Source organism: Frigoribacterium sp. Leaf8 (assembly GCF_001421165.1).
Taxonomy (GTDB): Bacteria; Actinomycetota; Actinomycetes; order Actinomycetales; family Microbacteriaceae; genus Frigoribacterium.
Genome location: NZ_LMKB01000006.1, coordinates 26,596 through 42,374 on the forward strand (window position 1 = coordinate 26,596; position 15,779 = coordinate 42,374).

Genomic DNA, 15,779 nt, shown 5'->3' on the forward strand with positions numbered 1-15,779 from the left:
GGGCGTGAGCCCGGCGACGTCACTCGGGTAGACACGCGCGTGGACGCGGGTGCCCTCTTCTTCGTAGTCCGTGCTGACGATGCGGCCCGAGTCGTGGAGGTGGGAGACGACGTCGCCGCGGTCGTACGGCACCAACAGGTCGAGCTCGATCTCGGGTTCGGGCAGGACGGCTGCGATGCGGGCGAGCAGCTCGTCGATGCCCTCACCTGTCCGTGCCGAGACGAAGACCGCCGTCGGCTCGAGCCCGAGCAGGACGAGACGCTGGTCGTCGTCGACGAGGTCGCTCTTGTTGTAGACGACGATCTCGGCGATGTCGCGACCGTCGACCTCGGCGATGACGTCTCGGACGGTGGCGAGCTGGGCGGCGGGGTCGGGGTGCGACCCGTCGACGACGTGCACGATGACGTCGGACGCCTCGACCTCCTCGAGCGTCGATCGGAATGCCTCGACCAGCTGGTGAGGGAGGTTCCGGACGAATCCGACGGTGTCGGCGTACGTGAAGGGACGACCGTCAGCCGTCACGCTCTTGCGGACCGTCGCGTCCAGGGTCGCGAACAGCGCGTTCTCGACGAGGACGCCCGCACTCGTCAACCGGTTCAGGAGACTGGACTTCCCGGCGTTCGTGTACCCGGCGATGGCGACGGTGGGCACCTCGTTGCGGTCACGGTTGGCTCGCTTGGCGTCGCGGGCAGGCTTCATCTCTTTGATCTGCTTGCGGAGCCGGGCCATGCGGGTGTGGATGCGGCGCCGGTCGAGCTCGATCTTGGTCTCACCGGGCCCGCGGCTGCCCATTCCGGCACCCGCGCCTCCGACTTGTCCACCGGCCTGGCGGGACATCGACTCGCCCCAACCGCGGAGACGGGGCAGGAGGTACTCGAGCTGGGCCAGTTCGACCTGCGCCTTGCCCTCCCGGCTCTTGGCGTGCTGGCTGAAGATGTCGAGGATGACCGCCGTACGGTCGATCACCTTGACCTTGACCACGTCCTCGAGGGCGCGTCGCTGGCTGGGGGCCAGCTCGGTGTCGGCGATGACGGTGTCGGCGCCGAGGGCCGCGACCGTTCCCCGCAGTTCTTCGGCCTTGCCCTTGCCCAGGTAGGTGCTCGGGTCCGGGTTCGGCCGTCGCTGCAGCAGTCCGTCGAGCACGACCGCCCCAGCCGTCTCGGCCAGGGCAGCGAGTTCACGGAGGGAGTTCTCGGCGTCCGCCATCGACCCCTGCGAGTAGACGCCGATCAGGACGACGTTCTCGAGGCGCAACTGCCGGTACTCGACCTCGGTGACGTCCTGCAGTTCGGTCGACAGGCCCGCCACGCGGCGGAGGGCCTGGCGGTCGTCGCGCTCGGACTGATCGCCGTCGGAGTCGCCGTCGTGGTGCAACGAGCGGGTCTGGATGGCCTGAGCCGGCGAGAACACGGTGTAGCCGGATGCCCTCTGGGCTGCACGATCGAGCACGCGCGCGACGACGTCGTCGGGCTGGTCGTTCCGCTCCGGATCGAGCGGGGTCGTGGTGTGGTCTGTCATCGGGGTGATACTAACCCTTTCGGTGTGCGGAGAGCAGGGAGCGAGGCCCTGCCGGATGTTCGGTAGGTTGGCGACCATGGCCAGCGAGCACTACTTCTCCCCCCAGCCCGGCAGCGCGGCCAAGCCCCGGACGATCGAGGTCGTCCTCGCGGGCCGGGAGCTGACCCTGACCACGGCTGCCGGCGTCTTCAGCCCCGGCCGCGTCGACCCGGGCACCTCGGTCCTGCTGGGGGGCACGCCGACGCCGCCGAGGGCGGGCCATCTGCTGGACGTCGGGTGCGGGTGGGGCCCCATCACACTGAGCCTCGCGTTGTCGTCACCCGACGCGACGGTCTGGGCCGTCGACGTGAACGAGAGAGTGCTCGACCTCGTGCGCGAGAACGCGCGGTCGGTCGGCCTCGAGAACGTCAACGCCGTGACCCCCGACGGTGTTCCCGACGATCTGCGCTTCGCGACGATCTGGTCGAACCCGCCGATCCGGGTCGGCAAGGCCGAGCTGCACTCCCTGCTCGAACGGTGGCTCCCCCGCCTCGACGCGGGGTCGGACGCGTGGCTGGTCGTGCAGAAGAACCTGGGGGCCGACTCCCTGCAGCGCTGGATGAACGAGACCATGACCGGCGTCGTGGAGGTGACCCGCGCCTCCACCAGCAAGGGATACCGGATCTTGCGTGCCGAGCGACTCAGCGACGCCGACTGATCGGACTTCTCGCCGAGATCTGGACGCCGCCCCCGGCGCGGCTCAGAGTTCGAGCGCGCCGGTGAAGACCAGTTCGGCCGGCCCGCTGAGTGAGACGTGCTCACCATCGGCGTGATGACTCACCGACACGCCCACGACGCCGCCGGGGACCTCGACCAACCAGGCCTCGGGTGCCGAGGCTCCTGCCCAGTACCGCGTCGCCAGGGCGGCCGCTGCCGCACCGGTGCCGCACGACAGGGTCTCGCCGCTGCCCCGCTCGTGGACACGCATGCGGATGCGACCCAGCCCGTCGACCACGAGCGGGTCCGCCGGGACCACGAACTCGACGTTCGCCCCGTCGGCCGGGGCCGGGTCGACGATCGGCACGTAGGTCAGGTCGAGACCGTCCAGTTCGTCGTCGCCGGCGAGTGCCACCACCACGTGGGGGTTGCCCACCGAGATCGGCAGGCCGGGACGCGCCGCGTGCAGCTCGCGCGCCCGCACGACCGGATCGTCGTCGCCGAGCCTCCACGGCCCCAGGTCGACGCGGAAGCCCGTGCCGTCACGACGCACCTCACGCGCGCCGGCCCGCGTGCCGACGACGAGCACGTCGTCCTCGCCCAGCTGGACCAGCCCCCGCTCGAGGAGGTAGCGCGCGAAGACACGGATGCCGTTGCCGCACATCTCGGCCGGGCTGCCGTCGGCGTTGTGGTAGTCCATGAACCACTCGGCGCGCGGCTCGGTCTCGAGCAGGCCCGCCTCGGTGGACAACGCCGCCGTGCGGACCGCACGGATGACCCCGTCCCCGCCCACCCCGAACCTCCGGTCCGCCAGGGCCCGGATCATGGCAGGGCTCAGGTCGGTGCCCGCATCGGGATCGGTGAACAAGACGAAGTCGTTGCCCGTGCCGTGCCCCTTGGTGAACTGCAGCGTGGTGGTCACCCCAGGATTCTAGCCACGGCCCGGTCGACCGCCTGGGCGTCGCCCGAGCGGGACCACTCGACGTCGTCGTACCGGCGGAACCAGCTCGCCTGGCGGCGGGCGTAGCGACGGGTGAGGGCCGCCGTGGCATCGATGGCGTCCCCCTCGCCGAGCTCACCCCGGATCTGGGCGACGGCCTGCGCGTAACCGATCGCCCGGCTCGCCGTGACCCCTCGCTCGAGCCCGAGGGGAAGCAGACCCCGTACCTCGTCGACGAGGCCGTCTCGCCACATCTGGTCGACGCGTCGGTCGAGACGTTCGACGAGCACGGGGCGCTCCTCGGCCACGCCGAAGACGCTCGACGGCCGCCACGGTGACGACTTCTCGGGCAGCGTTCCCGAGAGGGGACGTCCGGTGAGGTCCCCGACCTCGAGCGCCCGGACGAGACGTCGGGCGTTGGAGGGCCCGATCGACGTGGCGGACGCCGGATCACGCTCTCTCAACAAGTCGTACAGCGCCCCTGGCCCCCGCTCGTCGGCGATCGCCTCGTAGCGACTCCGGATCGCAGGGTCGGTGCCGGGGAACCGGAAGTCGAACAACACGCTCGAGACGTAGAGCCCGGACCCACCGACGAGGACCGGCACCGCCCCGCGCGCGACGATGCCGTCGATGAGGTCCCTGGCTTCGCGTTGATACCACTCGACGCTCGCCTCGTCGGTGACGTCGAGGACGTCGAGGAGATGATGCGCGAAGCCTCGCCGTTCGGCGACCGGCAGTTTGGCCGTGCCGACGTCCATGCCCCGGTAGAGCTGCATGGCGTCCGCGTTGACGATCTCGACCGTCTCGCCCCGGGCGGACAGTGCCTCGGCGAGGTCCAGCGAGAAGGCGGACTTCCCCGTGCCGGTCGCCCCGACGATCGCGACCAGCACGTCAGCGGAGGTCGTCGGTCGTGCTGTAGATCGGCGTCGTCGCCACCCGCAGCGTGGGCAGACCGAGGCTCACCCTCGCCGGCCGAGCCGAGGAGGCGCGGGTCGCGTCACCCCCGGACGGCACCCCGCACGAGGCGGCCTGCGCGGCGTCCCAGGCATCGCCCGCGCGCGTGCGACGGACCTCGTAGAGGGACTCGGGCCCATCGACCGCATCGGCGAGCAGGTAGAACGGCGCGGCGTCGGTGATCCTCACGCTGACGACGTCGCCGGGTCGCGGAACGGCAGCACCCGTCGGCACCTCGAAGTGGACGAGACGGCTGTCTTCGGCACGACCCGAGAGACGGTGGGTGGAGGCATCCTTCCGCCCCTCGCCGGTGGCCACGAGGACCTCGACGGGACGCCCGACCTGGCGACGGTTCTCTTCGGCCGAGATGCGGTCCTGAACGGCCGTCAACCGCTCGAACCGTTCTTGGACGACGGCCTTGGGAATCTGGTCGGCCATCTCGCCCGCGGGTGTCCCGGGGCGCACCGAGTACTGGAACGTGAACGCCGAGGCGAACCGGGATCGTTCGACGACCCGGAGGGTCTCGGCGAAGTCGTCCTCGGTCTCGCCGGGGAACCCGACGATGATGTCGGTGCTGATCGCGGCGTCGGGCATGGCCGCGCGCACACGATCGATGATGCCGAGGAACTTCTCGCTGCGGTAGCTGCGTCGCATGGCCCGCAACACCCGGTCGGACCCCGATTGCAGGGGCATGTGCAACTGGGGCATCACAGCGGGCGTCTCGGCCATGGCGGCGATGACGTCGTCGGTGAAGGACGCCGGGTGCGGGCTGGTGAAGCGCACCCGCTCGAGCCCGGGGATCGCGCCGACGGCCCGCAGCAACTTGCCGAAGGCGAGTCGATCGCCGAACTCGACACCGTACGAGTTCACGTTCTGCCCGAGCAGCGTCACCTCGACGGCCCCGTCGTCGACGAGCGCCCCGACCTCGGCGAGGATGTCGCCGGGGCGGCGGTCCTTCTCCTTGCCTCGGAGCGAAGGGACGATGCAGAAGGTGCAGGTGTTGTTGCAGCCGACCGAGATCGAGACCCAGCCGCTGTACGTGGACTCGCGCTTGGTCGGCAAGGTCGAAGGGAAGACGTCGAGCGCTTCGAGGATCTCGAGCTGGGCCTCGTCGTTGTGCCGCGCGCGTTCGAGCAGCGTGGGCAGGGCACCCATGTTGTGCGTACCGAAGACGACGTCGACCCACGGCGCCCTGTCGAGGATGACGTCCTTGTCTTTCTGGGCCAGGCACCCGCCGACGGCGATCTGCATGCCTTCGTGCTTCTTCTTCAGGCCGGCGAGGGTCCCCAGGGTCCCGTAGAGCTTCTTGTCGGCGTTCTCGCGTACTGCGCAGGTGTTGATGACGACGATGTCGGCCTCGGCTCCGTCGGCGGCCACGTAGCCGGCCGCCTCGAGTGAACCACTCAACCGCTCCGAATCGTGCACGTTCATCTGGCACCCGAAGGTACGGACCTCGTACGTGCGGGCCGGGCCGTCGACGGGCGAGGGGATGCTGGTGGTGGCGACCGTCGTCATGGTGACTCAGTGTAGATCGCCGCCACCCCCGAGCCGATCACTCGAAGCGGACGCCGCCACGACCGCTGCCACCCCGAGGCAGGGCCTTCTCGATGGCACGACGCACGACCTCGGACCGGTACCCGCGGCGCATCAGGTACCCGTTGAGACGACGCTCCGCCGTCTCGCGGTCGAGCCCGCGCAACGAACCGGCCCGTTTGCGAGCCCATTCGTCGGCACGTTCTTGCTCTTCGTCGTCGTCCGTGTCGGACAGCGCCTCGTCGATGATCGACGGATCGATTCCACGGGCGCGGAGTTCGGACGTGACGGCCCCGCGGCCCAGCCCCTTGCGCTCTTGCTTCGACCGGACCAGGGTCGCGGCCAGTTCGCTGTCGTCGAGCAGGCCCACCCGCTCGAGCCGAGCGATCTCGTCGGCGACGACCGATTCATCGAGGTCACGCGAGAGAAGCAGCTTCTCCATCTCGTGAGAGGACACACCACGGCGCGAGAGGGCGTGCAGGCTGACGTTCTCCGCCCGTCGCTTCTGCGCTTCGAGGTCCTCCGGCCCGTCATCGGGCTGATCGTCGAACCCGGTGGCCTTGGGCCGACCGGCCGCGCCCGCCCGAGAACCTCGCGCGGACGGGTGGTCGGCCTCCGAGGCCAGCGGGGACGCGTCGCCGACCCAGTGGGCGCTGATGGCCGTCAGGACGGCTTCGAAATCGTGGGACGGAGCGTCCGAAGCCGCTGGAGCGACCCTCTCGCCGGACGTCGACGATCCGGTTGCAACACCGAAGAGGGGCGTGACCGGCGCGAGCCGCCCGCTGTCGACGCCGTCGACAGCGGGACCCGCCCCCGTGGCGTCGTCGTCGCGCGTGGTCATGCGCCCTTGCGAGCGGCGATCTTGGCCTCGATCGACTCGACGGGCGCTTCGACGGGCTTGGCACCACCGACTCCGAGCTTGGCGAGGATCTTCTGCTCGATCTCTTGAGCGATGGCGGCGTTCTTGATGAGGAAGTTGCGCGAGTTCTCTTTACCCTGACCGAGCTGGTCGCCTTCGTACGTGTACCAGGCACCCGACTTGCGGACGATGCCGTGCTCGACACCGAAGTCGATGAGGCTGCCCTCGCGCGAGATGCCTACACCGTAGAGGATGTCGAACTCGGCCTGCTTGAAGGGCGGAGCCATCTTGTTCTTGACGACCTTGACGCGGGTGCGGTTGCCGACCGCGTCGGTACCGTCCTTCAACGTCTCGATGCGGCGGATGTCGAGACGTACGGACGCGTAGAACTTGAGCGCCTTTCCGCCGGCCGTCGTCTCGGGGCTGCCGAAGAAGACACCGATCTTCTCGCGCAGCTGGTTGATGAAGATCATCGTGGTGCCGGTCTGGCTGAGCCCACCGGTCAACTTGCGCAATGCCTGTGACATGAGTCGAGCCTGCAGACCGACGTGCGAGTCGCCCATCTCACCCTCGATCTCGGCACGCGGCACGAGCGCGGCGACCGAGTCGATGACGACGAGGTCGATCGACCCCGAACGGACGAGCATGTCGGCGATCTCGAGAGCCTGCTCACCCGTGTCGGGCTGCGAGACCAGCAGCGCGTCGATGTCGACGCCGAGCTTCTTGGCGTACTCGGGGTCGAGAGCGTGCTCGGCGTCGATGAACGCAGCGATGCCGCCGTTGCGTTGGGCATTCGCGATGGCGTGCAGGGTCAGGGTCGTCTTACCGGACGACTCGGGACCGTAGATCTCGACGATGCGGCCACGAGGGATGCCACCGATGCCGAGAGCGACGTCGAGGGCGATCGAGCCGGTGGGGATCACCGCCACGGGAGCACGCTCGTCGCTGCCGAGGCGCATGACGGCGCCCTTGCCGAACTGGCGGTCGATCTGGGCGAGAGCCGTCTCGAGTGCTTTCTCGCGGTTTTCAACTGAGGGCATGTCGTTCTCCTTCGTGGTGGTCGTCCGTGCGCCTGTAGGCTGTCGCGTCGACGCCGACCGGTAGTGCAAGGTCGTCGTCGCTACGACAAGGCTGGTGTCGCCGGCATGTGCCGGTGACGCGGGACGTCGATGCGAGAAACGCTACGGGCCACCTCCGACATCGCAGTGGCGGTGGGGGCCCGACGTACAGAACTCGCTCGTCCACGTCCTTGTGGAGGACGCTACCACCCGTCCGAACAGGTGTTCGACCCATCGGCCTCGGCGTGTCGAACACACGCCCGACCGGACTGCGCCTCAGTCCGTCGGTTCGGGCAACCCCACACCGTGGCGACGGCCCATGGGGACGCCCTCGGCGTCGCAGAGGGCGAGCCACACGTCGCGGGGTGACTCGCCCTGCGCGATCGCCTGGTCGGCGGTCCTGTCACCGAGCGACTGGATCACGAGATCCCGGGTGACCACCCGACCGTAGGCTTCTCCGAACTCGTCCTCGACGGCCCGGGCGAACTCGCTCTTGCGCATCAGACGAGGGTACCCCGGACGACGAACGCCCCCGGCGGGAGCCGGGGGCGTTCGTGGCGACGAAGGACGGTCAGCGGACCGCGAGGTCGGAGTCGAACTCGGCGACGAGGTCGTCCGGAAGCGTGTCGGGGATCCGGTTCAGCCCCTCGATGACGGCCATGCGGTCACCGACCTCGCGCATGATGACCGAGATGGGCGTCTCGAGGGCGTCCGCGACGGACGCGAGGATCTCGGAACTCGCTTCTTTCTGACCCCGCTCGACCTCGCTGAGGTAACCGAGGGCGACGCTGGCCTTGCTCGCGACCTGACGGAGCGTGCGACCCTTCTGCAGACGGAAGTCGCGAAGGACGTCGCCGATTTCTTGACGTACCAGGACCATGGGACCCTCCTTCGGGGACGACCCATCTGCCGGGATGGTTGCAGATGGGGGACGGCGGGTGGTGCTCGGACCGACTGACCACGACTGTAGCCATCGGGGACTGTGCACCTGTTGTGAACTCGAGAGATGTAACGAGACCGAAACGCCGGCTATTCCCTCGTCTCGACCAGCCATCGATCGAGTGCTGCGAGGGATTCGGAGACGGTGGCGTTTCGGATGGCCTGCCGGTCGCCCGCGAGCGAGAGCTCGGCGACGCGGACGTCACCGGGCACCGCCAGACCGACGAAGACCGTTCCGGGTGCGTGACCGCCCTGGGGGTCGGGACCGGCGACGCCGGTGGTCGCGAGACCGATGTCGGCCGGGTGACCGCCTGCGGCCAACCGATCCCGAACCCCGACGGCCATGGACGCGGCGACGTCGGGATGCACGGGTCCGTGTCGCGCGAGCAGTCCTGGATCGACTCCGAGGAGCGTGTGCTTGAGCTCTGTCTGGTAAGCGACCACCCCGCCCAGGACGACGGCCGAGGCTCCGGGCACGGACACGAGTTCGGCGACCAGGGCACCGCCGGTGAGGGACTCGGCTACGGCGACCGTCAGCCCCCTGCTCGTCAACTCGGCCACGAGGTCGGCAGCCACGGTCATGCGGCGGTCCGTCCGTGCTTCATCGCCACGCGCAGGTAGTCCGCCCCGGAGACGAGGGTGGCGACCGTGGCCGCCGTCATGAGCACGCCGTTGACCCAGTGCATGCCTTCTCCGACGACGTTCCAGAGGGGGAAGAGCGCCAGCGTCACCGCGACGGCTTGCAGCACGGTCTTGACCTTGCCGCCGCGGGAGGCCGGGATCACCCGGTCCCGCAGGACGGCGAAGCGGTAGACGGTGATGCCGACCTCGCGGACGAGGATGAGGGCGGTGACCCACCACGGCAGCTCACCGAGGATGGTGAGCGAGACGAGTGCGCCACCGATCAACACCTTGTCGGCGATCGGATCGACGATCTTGCCGAAGTCGGTCACGAGGTCGAGGCCACGGGCCAGCATGCCGTCGAGGCTGTCGGTGAGGATCGCGACGACGAACAGGGCAGCGGCCCAGACGCGGAGTGAGCCGTCGGCCCCGTCGTCGATCAGCAACCAGGCGATGAACAGCGGCGCCATGAGTATGCGCACGACGGTGATCACGTTCGCGATGTTGCCGGTGCTGGCGGGCCCGGGCCCTCTCGAGGCCACCCGCCCTCGGAACGAGAAGGCCGAGCGTGGTGCCGTCGGGCGGGAGGCGTCGTCGTGGCTCATGGTCTACTCCCTGCCGGTCAGGTGCCAGGCGTCTTCGCTGCCGGCGTCGTCGTCCTCGGTGTACCCACGGGTCATGGCCTCGACCGGATCGCCGTCGTAGTCACCGGCGTCGGCGCGCGCGGCGGAAGAGGACCCCGAGGAGGCGCGGCCGGCGCCGGCGTCGGAGGCCGCGTCGCCCCCGCGCAGCTTCGCGAGCACACCGGGGAGCTGCTCGGTGGTGACGAGCACGTCGCGAGCCTTCGACCCTTCGGACGGACCGACGATGTCTCGCGACTCCATGAGGTCCATCAAGCGGCCGGCCTTGGCGAACCCGACGCGCAGCTTGCGCTGGAGCATCGACGTCGAACCGAACTGCGTGCTGACCACGAGCTCGGCAGCCGCGAGGAGCAACTCGAGGTCGTCGCCGATGTCACCGTCGATCTCGCGCTTCTCGACCACCGCGGCGACGTCGGGGCGGTAGTCGGGTCGCGCCTGGCGGGTGACGTGGGCCACGACCTGGGCGATCTCGTTCTCTTGCACCCAGGCGCCCTGGACGCGCATGGCCTTGGAAGCACCCATGGGGAGGAACAGCCCGTCGCCCTGACCGATGAGCTTGTCGGCCCCGGGCTGGTCGAGGATCACCCGCGAGTCGGTGACGCTCGAGACGGCGAACGCGAAGCGCGAGGGGACGTTCGCCTTGATGAGTCCGGTCACGACGTCGACCGAGGGGCGTTGCGTCGCGAGAACGAGGTGGATTCCGGACGCACGGGCCAGCTGGGTGATGCGGACGATGCTGTCCTCGACGTCGCGCGGAGCCACCATCATGAGGTCGGCCAACTCGTCGACGACCACGAGGAGGTAGGGGTACGGCTTGAGCTTGCGCTGACTGCCGACGGGGAGGACGATCTCGCCACCGACGACGGCACGGTTGAAGTCGTCGATGTGCCGGAAGCCGAAGCTGGCGAGGTCGTCGTACCTCATGTCCATCTCTTTGACGACCCATTGCAAGGCCTCGGCGGCCTTCTTGGGGTTCGTGATGATGGGCGTGATCAGGTGCGGCACACCGGCGTAGATCGAGAGCTCGACCCGCTTGGGGTCGATCAGCACCATGCGGACGTCGGTCGGCTTGGCGCGCATCAACAACGAGGTGATCATCGAGTTGATGAAGCTGGACTTGCCCGACCCGGTGGCGCCGGCCACGAGCAGGTGCGGCATCTTGGCCAGGTTGGCCACGACGTAGCCGCCCTCGACGTCCTTGCCGACGCCGATCGTGAGCGGGTGGACGCTCTTGCTCGCCGTTGAGGACCGCAGGACGTCGCCGAGGGCGACGATCTCTTTGTCGGTGTTGGGGATCTCGACGCCGATCGCACTCTTGCCGGGGATCGGCGACAGGATGCGGACCTCGTTGGAGGCCACCGCGTAGGCGAGGTTCTTGGTCAGGGCGGTGACCCGCTCGACCTTGACGCCGGGACCGAGTTCGATCTCGTACCGCGTGACGGTCGGACCGCGCTTGAGGCCGGTCACCTTGGCGTCGACGTTGAACTGGTCGAGCACCTGGCTGATGGCGGCCACGATCGCGTCGTTCGCCTCGCTGCGGGCCTTCGCGGGCTCGCCGACCGACAGGCTCGAGGCGGCGGGGAGGCGATACGGGGCGCTCTCGGCACCGTCGTCGACCTCGTCGAGAGAGGGCGGTGCCGCCTCGTCGGGGTCGACCGCCAGGAAGTCGGCCGCTGCGTCGCTCTCGCCGACGGGCTCGGCCGGGACGACCGGGACGACCGGGAGCACCGTGGTCGACGCGGTGGGCTGAACGGACGGGACGTCGAACCCCTGGGCACGGACGGCGTCCTCTGCCCGATCGAGGTCGCCGAGGAGGTCGGCGGAGAAGACGTCGGTCGGAGCCGTCGTCGGCGCGGCGGAGCCTGCCGCACCCGCCGCGGCGGCGCTGCCCGCGTCGTCCACGCTCGGCTCGAAGACGGGCTTCTTCCGTCGACGTCGTCCTGACGGCTCGGTGGCGGACGACTCGTCCGCCTTCACGAGTGGGGTGTCGTATGCGGGGTCGTCCTCGCGCTGGTCCTTGTTCCGCCGCCACCAGGGCAACGACTCGGACTCTGCCAGGTCGACGAGGTCGGGATCGGCGTCGGCCCCGTCCGCAGCCGAGGTCGTCTCGCCGAAGAGGTAGGAGTAGAGCTCGCCCAGACGGCGGTGGATGCGGTTCGGCGGCGTCTTGGTGATGATGAGCAGCGAGAACGCCAGGAGGATCACGACGAGAGGGACCGCGACCCACTCGGTGGCGAGAGCGACGAGCCAGGACGCCACGACCCAACCCAGCACGCCGCCACCGGTGGCGAGGGCCCGGAGCCCGGCCGCGGCCTCGGGTTGCCCTCCGAAGATGTGGCACAGAGCGCTGATCGAGACGATGGACAGGCCCAGTCCGATGCCGATGCGGGTGTTGTCGTGGACGGACGCCGGGTGCCGGAAGAGCCAGCCCGCGAAAAGGATCATGATGACCGGCAGGGCGTAGGCCACCCGCCCCACGAGCCCGCCGAAGGTGTAGGCGTCGAAGCCGACTGCGAGGGGGCTGGTCGGGTTGAGCCACTCGACGACAGCCCCGGCGATCGCGAGCAGCACGAGCAGGAACGGCACGCCGTCTCGCCGCTCGTCTTTCGCCAGGGACTCCTTGCCCAGGAGCCGGAACGCGCCCCCGGTCAGGTGCGCGAGCCCCATCCACGCCGTCACCAACGGCCCTGGACCGTCCGGGACCGGGTCGGGCTGACGGGACGCGGGCAGCTTCTTGGTCGCCTTCGTGACGCCGGAGGTCTGCGACGCTCGCGACGACGAGCGAGCGCGCGCGGTCGACTTGGTGGGCGTGGCCATGGGCTCCAAGGTACCTCTCGGCACCGACAGCGGCCGGAGGTGCTCCGGTGTGTGTCAGTAGCGGATGGCGTCGATCACCTTGACGCGGATCGCCACGAGAGCAGGCAGGAGACCGGCCACCGCTCCGATCGCCGTGGCCGACGCCAGACCGATCAGGGCCGCCTCGACCGGGAACGGCGGGAGATCGCTGACGGCGCCCTGCGCGATGAAGCCCTGGACCGTCGGGTTCTCGACGACCAGGACGGCCACCATCACGCCGACGGCTCCCGCGACGACCGTGCCGACGACGCTCTCGAGCATGACCGAGAAGAAGACCCGAGGAGCCGTGGCCCCGAAGGACCGGCGCACGCCGATCTCGCGGATGCGCTGACGGACGGTCACGAGCGCGATGTTGACGAGGCCGAGACCGCCCAGCAACAACACGAGCACACCGACCCCGGTGATGATCAGCTTGATGGGACCGAAGGGGTCGGCGTCGCCGCCTGCGGCGTAGTCCTGTCGCGACACGTCGACCTGCACGTCGTCGCCGAGGCTGGCCCCCATGTCGGACGCCACCTGAGCGCTCAGGGCATCGCTGGTCTCGGGCGGCAGCCACATCTCGTACTGCGGGGTCTCGGCGCCGTAGCTCGCCAGGGCGAGGTCGTGGTCGGTGATCGGCAGAAGGTACATCTGCGGACCGTCGTACTCGGTCGCGGCCGAGACTCCGGTGACGACGAGCGTCGCCGAATCCGCCCCTCGGACCAGCAGGGTCGGATGCGACGACAACGGTGGGGAGCCGAGCTGCCGCCAGAGCACCTCGTTGACGATGACGGGCGGCGCGAGACGTGACGCGTCCCCGTCGGTGAACCACGCCCCCTCCGTCATGACGACCCGGTGCATCTCGCCGTAGGGGACGTCGACCGTGACGGCCCCGACCTCGGTCACCCCGTCGGGCAGCTGGACGGCTCGATTGCCGTACACGACGCGGCTGGTCTGCTCGATGCCGTAGCGTGCCGTCGTCGTGGCGAAGGCGTCCGCGATCGCCTCGGTGCTCGGCGACGTGGCGCCGTTGGAATAGGCGTTGACGTAGTAGTTCGCGGGACGGCCACCGAACCGCTCCGCGTTCTCGCGGGAGGACTGCTCGGCGAGCCCGCCGAGGGCGACCACGCCGGTCAGGGCCGCGACGGCGACTGCGACCCCGATCAGGCTGAGCAGCACGCGGAGCTTGTTGACGCGCAGTTCGGCCCAGGCCTCGGCGAAAGCCCCCACCACGTCGGCCACCACACGCCTCACGCGTCGACCTCGTCCCGCAGGGACGACGTCGACGCGGGAGACGACGACGTCGGCGTCGGTGTTCCGAGAGCTCCGTCGACCGACGCCGAGAGGACACCGGTGTCGAGCTGGTAGTGCCTCGAGGCCCGGGCGGCGACGGCGAGGTCGTGGGTGATGGTGACCAGGGCGGCCTCGTTCTCGGTCGCGATGCCGTCGAGCAGCGTCATCACCCCGGCGCCCGTCTCGACGTCGAGGGCACCGGTGGGTTCGTCGGCGAGGATGACGCGCGGCCGTCGCACGAGCGACCGGGCGATCGCCACGCGCTGTTGTTCGCCACCCGACAGGCGATGGGGCATGGAGTCGGCCCGGTGACCGAGACCCACGCGCTCGAGCATCTCGCCCGCGATGGACCGGCGACGCCAGAACTCGGAACCCGACGAGTAGAGCAGGGGGGTCATGACGTTCTCGAGGGCCGAGCGCCCCTGGAGCAGGTTGAACTGCTGGAAGATGAACCCGACCTGGGCACCCCTCAGCCGGTCGCGCCGTCCGCGCCGGATCGAGCGTACGTCGACGTCGTCGAACCAGTGCGTCCCCGTGGTGGGCTCGTCGATGAGCCCGAGGATGTTGAGCAGCGTGGACTTGCCCGACCCCGAACGACCCACGATGCTCACGTGCTCGCCGGCGTCGACCTCGAGGTCGACGCCGGTCAGGATGTCCAGCGTCCGGTCGTCGGAGAGGGGCACCGTCTTGGTGACCGCCTCGAGCCTGATCAGCGCCATCAGCCGCAGAGGTCCGCGCCCGTGGCCGGGTCGACGCAGTCGCCCTGTGGTGCGGCGGCGGCACCCGGGACGAACTCGAGCACCTGGTCGCCCTCGGCGAGGCCACCCGTGACCTCGACGATCGTGCCGTCGTTGATGCCGAGCGTGATGTCGCGCTCCTCGGTGGAACCGTCCGCTCCGACGACCGAGACGACGCCCTTGCCCGCCGCGCCCTCCACGGCCGTGAGGGGCACGGTCAGGACGTCGGTGGCGACACCGGCAGGGATGGTCAGCCTGGCGGCGAGTCCGCTGAACACGGTGACGTCGCCCGGCACGACGCAGGAGACGCTCTGGCCCGACGAGTCCCCCGTCGGCGCCCCGGCGTCCCCGCCGTCGTCCGGCCCGGCGGACGACGAGGTGCTCCCCCCGACGGTGAGCGCCGTGCACGGGAACGGTGCCGGTCCCCCGGTGATCGCGACGGAACCCTCGGTCGGGCGGCTGACGAGACGGTACAGCTGGTCCGCGGCGAGCGACCCCGTCACGTGGAAGGTGGGAGGCGCGACCTGCGCGACCGCGTCACCCACGACGACCGTCTGGTCCTTGATCACCGCGACGGCCGAGATCGTCCCGGCCACGGGTGCCGTGATGACGGCCGTCTTGACGATCGGCTTGCGCTCGGTCACGGTGCCGTCGGCGGCCACCAGGGGCTCCTGCGGCGTCTCGGACCGGAGCGTCGCGAGTCGGTCCCCCGCCGCGACCGCCTGTCCCTTGACGACGTCGACGCCGGTGACCGTGCCCGCCAGCGTCGCGGGCACGGGAGCCGCGGGGTCGGCGACGACGCTCGCGTCCACCACCACGTCGTTCGTGATGGTGCCGACGGCCACGGCGACCTGTGGTTCGACGAGCTCGCCGGTCGGCACGGCGACGGTGTCGTCGCCGACGGCCGGCGCCGCGAAGAACGCGAGCTTGACGAGTGCCGCCGCGATGGCGACGAAGATCAGGATGCGCAGGATCGGGAAGACCCAGACTTTGGCGATGCGCACGGCTACCCCCGGTCGATGTACTGACGTGTCAGACGTCACCGTATCGACGCGCCGGGTGTCGCCGCCTCACCCCCGAGGATGACTGCGGGCCCGCGATGCCCTCCTCGAGGACCATCAGAGTGCCGGCCTCGCGCCCGGGGTACGACGACGG

Annotated in this window: 15 protein-coding genes; 1 reads left to right on the forward strand and 14 read right to left on the reverse strand. The window is 69.8% G+C overall.

The window, feature by feature from the left end:
- Positions 1–1,518, reverse strand: a 1,518-nt coding sequence (gene hflX / locus ASL10_RS11685) for a GTPase HflX (protein ID WP_056048074.1), incomplete at its 3' end; no start/stop codon positions are given.
- Positions 1,519–1,594: 76 nt separating this feature from the next.
- On the opposite strand from hflX, the gene ASL10_RS11690 reads away from it, so the two are divergent.
- Positions 1,595–2,215: a class I SAM-dependent methyltransferase gene (locus ASL10_RS11690; protein ID WP_056048077.1), complete on the forward strand. Its 621-nt coding sequence runs from the start codon at positions 1,595–1,597 to the stop codon at positions 2,213–2,215.
- A 42-nt stretch (positions 2,216–2,257) separates the two neighbouring features.
- Here ASL10_RS11690 and dapF read toward each other — a convergent pair whose 3' ends face one another.
- From dapF to ASL10_RS11755, 13 genes are all read right to left on the reverse strand, one after another.
- Complete coding sequence (gene dapF, locus ASL10_RS11695) at positions 2,258–3,136, reverse strand: diaminopimelate epimerase (RefSeq protein ID WP_056048080.1); 879 nt, start codon at positions 3,134–3,136, stop codon at positions 2,258–2,260.
- Positions 3,133–4,044: a tRNA (adenosine(37)-N6)-dimethylallyltransferase MiaA gene (gene miaA / locus ASL10_RS11700; protein WP_056048082.1), complete on the reverse strand. Its 912-nt coding sequence runs from the start codon at positions 4,042–4,044 to the stop codon at positions 3,133–3,135. Before miaA ends, dapF begins: the two co-directional genes overlap by 4 nt.
- A 1-nt stretch (position 4,045) precedes the next feature.
- Positions 4,046–5,623: a tRNA (N6-isopentenyl adenosine(37)-C2)-methylthiotransferase MiaB gene (gene miaB, locus ASL10_RS11705; protein WP_056048085.1), complete on the reverse strand. Its 1,578-nt coding sequence runs from the start codon at positions 5,621–5,623 to the stop codon at positions 4,046–4,048.
- Positions 5,624–5,660: 37 nt separating this feature from the next.
- A complete protein-coding gene (locus tag ASL10_RS11710) occupies positions 5,661–6,482 on the reverse strand; it encodes a regulatory protein RecX (RefSeq protein WP_056048088.1) in 822 nt (273 codons plus the stop codon).
- The gene (gene recA / locus ASL10_RS11715; RefSeq protein ID WP_056048091.1) at positions 6,479–7,540 is read right to left on the reverse strand and encodes a recombinase RecA; all 1,062 of its coding nucleotides are present in this window, start codon (positions 7,538–7,540) and stop codon (positions 6,479–6,481) included. Before recA ends, ASL10_RS11710 begins: the two co-directional genes overlap by 4 nt.
- A 294-nt stretch (positions 7,541–7,834) precedes the next feature.
- Entirely contained in the window at positions 7,835–8,059 is a 225-nt protein-coding gene (locus tag ASL10_RS11720; RefSeq protein ID WP_056048094.1) for a DUF3046 domain-containing protein, read from the reverse strand.
- Positions 8,060–8,129: 70 nt separating this feature from the next.
- Positions 8,130–8,438: a helix-turn-helix domain-containing protein gene (locus tag ASL10_RS11725; RefSeq protein WP_056048097.1), complete on the reverse strand. Its 309-nt coding sequence runs from the start codon at positions 8,436–8,438 to the stop codon at positions 8,130–8,132.
- 149 nt (positions 8,439–8,587) lie between these two features.
- Positions 8,588–9,079, reverse strand: a complete 492-nt coding sequence (locus ASL10_RS11730) for a CinA family protein (RefSeq protein ID WP_056048098.1) — start codon at positions 9,077–9,079, stop codon at positions 8,588–8,590.
- Positions 9,076–9,723, reverse strand: coding sequence for a CDP-diacylglycerol--glycerol-3-phosphate 3-phosphatidyltransferase (gene pgsA, locus ASL10_RS11735; RefSeq protein ID WP_056048101.1), 648 nt, complete (start codon positions 9,721–9,723; stop codon positions 9,076–9,078). Before pgsA ends, ASL10_RS11730 begins: the two co-directional genes overlap by 4 nt.
- Positions 9,724–9,726: 3 nt before the next feature.
- Positions 9,727–12,576, reverse strand: coding sequence for a DNA translocase FtsK (locus tag ASL10_RS11740; RefSeq protein ID WP_056048104.1), 2,850 nt, complete (start codon positions 12,574–12,576; stop codon positions 9,727–9,729).
- 54 nt (positions 12,577–12,630) lie between these two features.
- A complete protein-coding gene (locus ASL10_RS11745; protein ID WP_056048107.1) occupies positions 12,631–13,848 on the reverse strand; it encodes an ABC transporter permease in 1,218 nt (405 codons plus the stop codon).
- Complete coding sequence (locus ASL10_RS11750) at positions 13,845–14,606, reverse strand: ABC transporter ATP-binding protein (protein ID WP_056048110.1); 762 nt, start codon at positions 14,604–14,606, stop codon at positions 13,845–13,847. The genes ASL10_RS11745 and ASL10_RS11750 overlap by 4 nt, the downstream gene beginning before the upstream one ends.
- Positions 14,606–15,628: a hypothetical protein gene (locus tag ASL10_RS11755; protein WP_056048114.1), complete on the reverse strand. Its 1,023-nt coding sequence runs from the start codon at positions 15,626–15,628 to the stop codon at positions 14,606–14,608. The genes ASL10_RS11750 and ASL10_RS11755 overlap by 1 nt, the downstream gene beginning before the upstream one ends.
- Positions 15,629–15,779 lie beyond the last annotated feature (151 nt).

Coding starts and splice junctions, on each gene's coding strand:
- ASL10_RS11690 (WP_056048077.1), top strand. CDS start 1,595: ATGGCCAGCGAGCACTACTTCTCCCCCCAGCCCGGCAGCGCGGCCAAG.
- miaB (WP_056048085.1), bottom strand. CDS start 5,623: ATGACGACGGTCGCCACCACCAGCATCCCCTCGCCCGTCGACGGCCCG.
- ASL10_RS11710 (WP_056048088.1), bottom strand. CDS start 6,482: ATGACCACGCGCGACGACGACGCCACGGGGGCGGGTCCCGCTGTCGAC.
- recA (WP_056048091.1), bottom strand. CDS start 7,540: ATGCCCTCAGTTGAAAACCGCGAGAAAGCACTCGAGACGGCTCTCGCC.
- ASL10_RS11720 (WP_056048094.1), bottom strand. CDS start 8,059: ATGCGCAAGAGCGAGTTCGCCCGGGCCGTCGAGGACGAGTTCGGAGAA.
- ASL10_RS11725 (WP_056048097.1), bottom strand. CDS start 8,438: ATGGTCCTGGTACGTCAAGAAATCGGCGACGTCCTTCGCGACTTCCGT.
- ASL10_RS11730 (WP_056048098.1), bottom strand. CDS start 9,079: ATGACCGTGGCTGCCGACCTCGTGGCCGAGTTGACGAGCAGGGGGCTG.
- pgsA (WP_056048101.1), bottom strand. CDS start 9,723: ATGAGCCACGACGACGCCTCCCGCCCGACGGCACCACGCTCGGCCTTC.
- ASL10_RS11740 (WP_056048104.1), bottom strand. CDS start 12,576: ATGGCCACGCCCACCAAGTCGACCGCGCGCGCTCGCTCGTCGTCGCGA.
- ASL10_RS11750 (WP_056048110.1), bottom strand. CDS start 14,606: ATGGCGCTGATCAGGCTCGAGGCGGTCACCAAGACGGTGCCCCTCTCC.